Raw genomic sequence first — 7,207 nt, forward strand, 5'->3', positions numbered from 1 at the left:
GAGACAGGGCTGGTGCCGCGGGTGCGGCGGGTGCGGCTGGTGCCGCGGGTGCGGCTTGCGCTGCGGCTGCGGCTGGCGCCGTCGGCGTCGCGCGGCCCTGGCGGGACGCGGTGCTCGCGGTCGTCGGGCTCTTCCTGCCGGTGGCGTGCGCCGGGTGCGGCCGACCCGACCGTGCCCTCTGCATGCCCTGTCGGCAGGTCCTCGACGCGATGCCCGGTCGGGTGCGCCTCGTCGCGGGGGTGCGGCTGGACGCGGCCTTCGAGTACACCGGGCTCGTCCGGACGATGCTCCTCGAGCTGAAGCTCCGCGGGCGCGTCGACCTCGCCGGACCCCTCGGCGCGCGGTTCGGCGGGCTCGTGCGGACGGCGCTCGCCGAGGCCGGGCCGGGCGCCGTGCTGCTCCGGGTCCCGCCCTCACCCCGCGGGGCCCGGCGCCGGGGATTCGACCCGGTCGTGCTCCTGGCGGCGCGCGGGGGCGTCCGGCGTTCCCGGGCGCTGTCGCGGGTGCGGTCCCGTGCGTCGTGGCGGCTCGGTGCCGGGGACGCGCCCGGGGGAGCCGTGGGCGCGGGTGGTCGGGCCGGCGCCGGGCAGAAGGAGCGCAGCGCGGTCGAACGGGTCGCGGCGACGGTCGGCACCCTCGCGGCCGAGGGCGTCGCCGGTCGGCCGGTCGTCGTGGTCGACGACGTCGTCACGACGGGCGTCACGATGGCCGAGGCCGTGCGGGCCGTCCGCGCCGCGGGTGGTCGGGTCGTGCGGTGCGTCGCCGTCGCCAGCGTGGACGACTGACGGGCGACGGTCCGGCACCAACGAGCCCCGTGCCCGGTCCCGTGTCCAATCCCGTGTCCGTGTCCGGGTCCGTGGCCGGGTCCACGTCGCTCGCCGGCGGCACGACCACATCGGTGAACGCTCGGTGGCCACTGTGTGTCCGGTGGGTGTCCGGGCGACTCACCGACTTCGCGTGACGCCCGGGGGTCACCGGGTCTAGCCTCGCGTCAAGGCGTTCAGGATCGCCGGATGGAGGCGACGCGCTGAGTCTGGATGGGAGCCGCCACATGGACGTGACGATCACGGGCCGGAACATCGGGGTCACCGACCGATTCCGCACCTACGTCGAACAGAAGTCCGAGAAGATCGACGTGCTCGCCGACCGCGCCCTCGCGTTCGAGGTGCGCATCAGCCGCCACAACGAGAAGTCGGGCGGGCAGGGTGAGGACCGCGTCGAACTGACCCTCATCGGCCCCGGGCCCCTCGTGCGGGCGGAGTCCGCCGCATCGGACAAGTACGCCGCCTTCGACCTGGCCTTCGCCCGCATCATGGAGCGACTCCGCCGGGCACGCGACCGCCGCAAGGTGCACCGTGGGCGCCACCGCCCGACCTCGGTCTCCGAGGCCTCCGGGACCGCCTTCGAGCGGATGGGTGTCGTCCCCGCCGACGGCAAGCTCATCGAGACCGTCGCGACGGGTGCCGTGCCGGTCGTGGACGCCACGGTCGAGGACGACGAGAACGAGGTCTACAGCCCCGTGGTGATCCGGCACAAGGTCTTCGAGGCCGGTCCGATGACGGTCGACGACGCGCTGTACTTCATGGAGCTCGTCGGACACGACTTCTACCTGTTCGTCGACGCCGAGACGCACCGACCGAGCGTGGTCTACCGCCGCAAGGGCTGGGACTACGGCGTGATCGGCATCGACGACCCGTCCGCCGAAACGACGCCGGCAGCGGCGTCCGGATCGGAACCGGCGGTCGCGATCGCCTGACGATCGCTCAGCACCACCGACGGCACCCGGGTGTGCGCGGTCCGTTCGCGGGCCGCGCACACCCGCTCCGTTCACAGCGGCCGGAGTCGCCGGGTTGCTAGCATGACTGGCTGTTCGCATCGCGCAGGTCGCGCGTGACGATCTCGTAAGGAGCTCACGTGGCAAACGTGCTGGAGAAGGTCCTCCGCATCGGCGAAGGACGCACCCTCCGTCGGCTGAAGGCGTACGCCTCGGCCATCAACGACCTCGAGGACGACTTCGCGAGCCTCACCGACGAGGAACTCCAGGACGAGACCAAGGAGCTCCGCGAGCGCTACGCGAACGGCGAGACCCTCGACGACCTGCTGCCCGAGGCGTTCGCCGCCGTGCGGGAAGCAGCGAAGCGCACCCTCGGCATGCGGCACTTCGACGTCCAGCTCATGGGTGGTGCCGCGCTGCACCTCGGCAACATCGCCGAGATGAAGACCGGTGAGGGCAAGACCCTCGTCGCCACGACGGCCGCGTACCTCAACGCGATCCCGTCCCGCGGCGTGCACGTCATCACGGTCAACGACTTCCTCGCGTCGTACCAGTCCGAGCTCATGGGCCGCGTGTTCCGCGCCCTCGGCATGACGACCGGCTGCATCATCGCGAACCAGACCCCGGCCGAGCGTCGCGAGCAGTACGCCGCCGACATCACGTACGGCACGAACAACGAGTTCGGCTTCGACTACTTGCGCGACAACATGGCGTGGCAGGCGTCCGACATGGTGCAGCGCGGGCACTTCTTCGCGATCGTGGACGAGGTCGATTCGATCCTCATCGACGAGGCCCGCACGCCGCTCATCATCTCCGGCCCGTCCTCCGGCGAGGCCAACCGCTGGTTCACCGAGTTCGCGTCGATCGCGACCCGCCTCACCCCGGGCGAGGACTACGAGGTCGACGAGAAGAAGCGCACCGTCGGCGTGCTCGAGCCCGGCATCGAGAAGGTCGAGGACTACCTCGGCATCGACAACCTGTACGAGTCGGCGAACACCCCGCTCATCTCGTTCCTGAACAACTCGATCAAGGCCGTCGCCCTGTTCAAGCGCGACAAGGACTACGTCGTGATGAACGGCGAGGTGCTCATCGTCGACGAGCACACCGGCCGCATCCTGATGGGCCGTCGCTACAACGAGGGCATCCACCAGGCGATCGAGGCGAAGGAGAAGGTCGAGGTCAAGGCCGAGAACCAGACCCTCGCCACGGTCACGCTGCAGAACTACTTCCGCCTCTACCAGAAGCTGTCCGGCATGACCGGTACGGCCGAGACCGAGGCCGCCGAGTTCATGTCGACCTACAAGCTCGGCGTCGTCCCGATCCCGACGAACAAGCCGATGCAGCGCATCGACCAGACCGACCTCGTCTACAAGAACGAGAAGGCCAAGTTCGAGCAGGTCGCCGAGGACATCGCCGAACGCCACGAGAAGGGCCAGCCGGTCCTCGTCGGTACCACCAGCGTCGAGAAGTCCGAGTACCTGTCGAAGCTCCTCGCGAAGAAGGGCGTCAAGCACGAGGTCCTCAACGCGAAGAACCACGCGCGTGAAGCCGCGATCGTCGCGCAGGCCGGTCGCCTGGGCGCCGTGACGGTCGCCACGAACATGGCCGGTCGCGGCACCGACATCATGCTCGGTGGCAACTCGGAGTTCCTCGCCGTGCAGGAGATGCACGCCAAGGGCCTGTCCCCGACGGAGACCCCGGAAGAGTACGAGGCCGCCTGGGACGAGGTGTTCGACCGCGTCAAGGCCGAGATCAAGGACGAGGCCGACAAGGTCCGCGAAGCCGGCGGGCTCTACGTCCTCGGCACCGAGCGTCACGAGTCCCGCCGCATCGACAACCAGCTGCGTGGTCGTTCCGGTCGTCAGGGCGACCCGGGCGAGAGCCGTTTCTACCTGTCGCTCACCGACGACCTCATGCGCCTGTTCAACTCCGGCGCGGCCGAGAGCCTCATGGGCCGCTCGAACGTCCCGGACGACCTCGCGATCGAGAACAAGCTCGTCGGCCGTGCGATCCGCTCGGCCCAGGCGCAGGTCGAGGGCCGCAACGCCGAGATCCGCAAGAACGTCCTGAAGTACGACGACGTCCTCAACCGCCAGCGTGAGGCGATCTACAGCGACCGCCGTCACATCCTCGAGGGCGACGACATCCACGACCGTGCGCAGTCGTTCCTGAAGAGCGTCGTCGACGACGTGCTCGACTCCCACACCGCCGAGGGCAACGCGGACGACTGGGACCTCGACGCCATGTGGACCGAGCTCGGCACGCTCTACCCGATCTCGATCTCGATCGACGAGGTCATCACCGAGGCCGGCTCGAAGGGCAAGGCGTCGCGCGAGTTCCTCGGCCGCGAGATCCTCTCCGACGCCAAGCTCGCCTACCAGCAGCGCGAGGAACTCCTCGGCGACGAGGCCATGCGTGAGCTCGAGCGCCGCGTGGTCCTCTCGGTGATCGACCGCCGCTGGCGTGACCACCTGTACGAGATGGACTACCTGAAGGACGGCATCGGCCTCCGCGCGATGGCGCAGCGCGACCCGCTGGTCGAGTACCAGCGCGAGGGCTACGCGCTCTTCCAGAGCATGATGGGTCAGATCCGCGAAGAGTCGGTCGGCTACCTCTTCAACCTCGAGGTGCAGGTCCAGTCCGACGGGGAGAACGCCGTCATCGAGGCCAAGGGCCTCGGCGAGGACGAGGTCTCCGGTCTCGAGTACTCCGCTCCGTCGATCGACGGCGAGGTCGAGGTCCGCGACGAGCGCGGTCGCCTCGAGCAGGCAGCCACGGCTCGGGCGCAGAAGGCGCAGGCCGAGGCCGAGGCGGCTGCCGGCCCGGAGCAGGGCTCCGCGTTCGGCAACGCCGCGACGGCCTCCGGCCAGGCCGCTGCGGGCAACCGCGCGGAGCGTCGTCAGGCCGCCAAGAAGGGCTGACGCAGGACCAGACGGACAGGAGGGACGGTGCCGCTGGCACCGTCCCTCCTGTCCGTCTCCCGGTCACCCCAGAGGCGTCACAGGACCCCGACGGCCGTCGCGCGCCAGCGGCCCTGCCGCTCCTCCAACCGCATCGCGACGGCACGGGCGTGACTGCGCGTGTGCACCACGATGGTCGCCTCGGCGACCCCGTCGGCGGGTCGGCACACGATCACGCTCCCGACCCGCAGCAGTGCCCGCCCCCGTGAGCGTCCGCCGAGCTGCCGGGCGCGCGCGGCGACGGCGGCACGCTGCTGCAGGTGCCGGTGGACCTCGTCGGTGATCCACCGGGCGATGCTGTCGACCTCGCGCGACCCGGTCAGGATCTCGGCGACGCAGAGACCGAGTGCGCGCGCGGTGTCCTCGACGTCCGTCGGCGGCGGCACCACGCTGAGCCGCAGGACGTCCCCCGTCGGCTCTGCATCATCGATCCGGTGTGCTTCCTCGGCCACCCCTGCCCCTTTCGTCGGGGCTGAGCGTAGGGCGCGTACAACATGAGAAATATGAGTCCGCCCCAGGCTGTGGAGAGCGCGAAGTTGTCCACAGAGGCGCGCACCTAGACTGGGCGGGTGTCGACCCTCAGTGACCTCGTCCTCGCACAAGGCCGTTCCTCCGAAGCCGACGTGGAGTGGCTGCACCTGCTCGTCGGCGACTGGCAGCTGCTCGCCGACCTGTCCTTCGCGGACATGGTCCTCTGGGTGCCGACGTCCGAGGACGGCTCGTTCGTGGCGGTCGCGCACGCGCGCCCCAGCTCCGCGGCGACGCTCTTCTACCGCGACATCGTCGGGCAGGAGATCCGCGAGGAGTGGCGCGAGCAGGTCACCGAGTGCTTCGCCGGCGCGCGGGTCGTCGACTCGGCCGAGCCGGACTGGTACGAGGACACCCCGACCCGCGTCCGGGCGATCCCGGTCCTCCGCCGCCTGAGCGCGAACAGCGCCGAGACGACCGAGCGCCCGATCGCGGTCGTGACGCGGCACTCGAACCAGGACGAGATGCGCACCCCGAGCCGTCAGGAGCTCAACTTCACCGCGAGCGCGAACGACCTCTTCGGCATGATCGCCACCGGCGACTTCCCGGACATCGGTGCGCCGGCCGGACCGCGTCGTGGCGCCCCGCGCGCGAGTGACGGCCTGCTCCGCCTCGACACGAACGGTGTCGTCACGTTCGCCAGCCCGAACGGCCTGAGCGCCTTCAACCGGATGGGCTTCGAAGGTGAGCTCGAGCGGAAGTCCCTCGCCGAGGTCACCACCGAACTCATCGGCGCGCAGCTCGACGTGGACGAGTCGCTGCCCCTCGTCGTCACCGGGCGTGCCCCGTGGCGCGCGGACGTCGAGTCCAAGGGCGTCACCGTCTCGCTGCGGTCGATCCCGCTGCGCGACCACGGTGAGCGCATCGGTGCGATCGTGCTGTGCCGCGACGTCACCGAGCTGCGCCACCAGGAGCGCGAGCTCATCACGAAGGACGCCACGATCCGCGAGATCCACCACCGGGTCAAGAACAACCTGCAGACGGTGGCGTCGCTCCTGCGCATCCAGGCCCGTCGGACCCACTCGGACGAAGCACGGACGTCGCTGCAGAACGCGATGCGCCGCGTGGCCGCGATCGCCGTGGTGCACGACACCCTGTCGACGGGCCTCAGCCAGAACGTCGACTTCGACGAGGTGTTCGACTCCGTGTTGAAGCTCGTGACCGAGGTCGCCGCGTCCCACAACACCACCGTGCGTCCGAAGAAGACGGGCGAGTTCGGGGTGCTCCCGTCCGAGGCGGCGACCCCGCTCGCGCTCGGGCTCACCGAGCTCGTCACGAACGCCGTCGAGCACGGGCTGGACGGCCGCGACGGCGAGGTCGAGATCGTGGCCGAGCGCTTCGACGACCACCTCGACATCCAGGTGCGCGACAACGGCCGGGGCCTGCCGGAGGGCAAGGTCGGATCGGGCCTCGGGACGCAGATCGTCCGGACGCTGATCCAGGGCGAACTCGGCGGCACGATCGACTGGCACACGCTGACCGGCAGCGGCACCGAGGTCACCATCACGATCCCGTTCCGCTGGCTGACGGCGACGCCGGGCGCCGCGTAACCCGCGGGCGGGTCGTCGGGTGCTTCGTGCTCCCGCCCGGCCCGCGTCGAACCACGTTCCCGACGTCGAACCGCCGTCCGGCCCTGGTTCGATGTCGGGAACGTGGTTCGCCGCGTGGCGCGCGCCGGCGCGCGCGCCGTGGCGGGCAGCCGCAGCGGCCGGCCGCACAACGAACGTGTGTGCGAACCACGCGATCCCGCGGCGTCGTGTGGTTTTCGTTGTACGCAGGCTTGCGCTGTTCCTGGAGGCGCGGTGCGCGCCCGTCAGGGCCGCATCGAACCACGTTCCCGACGTCGAACCGCCGTCCGGCCCTGGTTCGACGTCGGTTCCGTGGTTCGCCGCGCGGCGCGCGGCGCGCGGCATGAGGGGTGCGCGCGGCGCGCGCGGCGCAACCG

At 70.6% G+C, this 7,207-nt stretch carries 5 protein-coding genes; 4 read left to right on the forward strand and 1 reads right to left on the reverse strand.

All coding sequences use genetic code 11. From position 1 onward, the window contains the following. The 3 genes from ACNQOV_RS17910 to secA all read left to right on the forward strand — a co-directional run. Positions 1–785 (forward strand): ComF family protein (locus ACNQOV_RS17910; protein ID WP_416396258.1); only part of this gene is annotated, 785 nt, incomplete at its 5' end. 266 nt (positions 786–1,051) lie between these two features. After that, entirely contained in the window at positions 1,052–1,756 is a 705-nt protein-coding gene (gene hpf / locus ACNQOV_RS17915) for a ribosome hibernation-promoting factor, HPF/YfiA family (RefSeq protein ID WP_416396260.1), read from the forward strand. Positions 1,757–1,914: 158 nt separating this feature from the next. Beyond that, positions 1,915–4,695 (forward strand): preprotein translocase subunit SecA, encoded by a 2,781-nt coding sequence (gene secA / locus ACNQOV_RS17920; protein ID WP_402268090.1) that lies wholly within the window; start codon positions 1,915–1,917, stop codon positions 4,693–4,695. A gap of 77 nt (positions 4,696–4,772) precedes the next feature. Here secA and ACNQOV_RS17925 read toward each other — a convergent pair whose 3' ends face one another. After that, positions 4,773–5,186 (reverse strand): Rv3235 family protein, encoded by a 414-nt coding sequence (locus ACNQOV_RS17925; RefSeq protein WP_022905937.1) that lies wholly within the window; start codon positions 5,184–5,186, stop codon positions 4,773–4,775. Between the two features lie 117 nt (positions 5,187–5,303). On the opposite strand from ACNQOV_RS17925, the gene ACNQOV_RS17930 reads away from it, so the two are divergent. Continuing rightward, positions 5,304–6,812, forward strand: a complete 1,509-nt coding sequence (locus ACNQOV_RS17930; RefSeq protein ID WP_022905936.1) for a sensor histidine kinase — start codon at positions 5,304–5,306, stop codon at positions 6,810–6,812. Positions 6,813–7,207: the final 395 nt, after the last annotated feature.

The organism is Curtobacterium sp. LFS084 (assembly GCF_047977705.1).
GTDB lineage: Bacteria > Actinomycetota > Actinomycetes > Actinomycetales > Microbacteriaceae > Curtobacterium.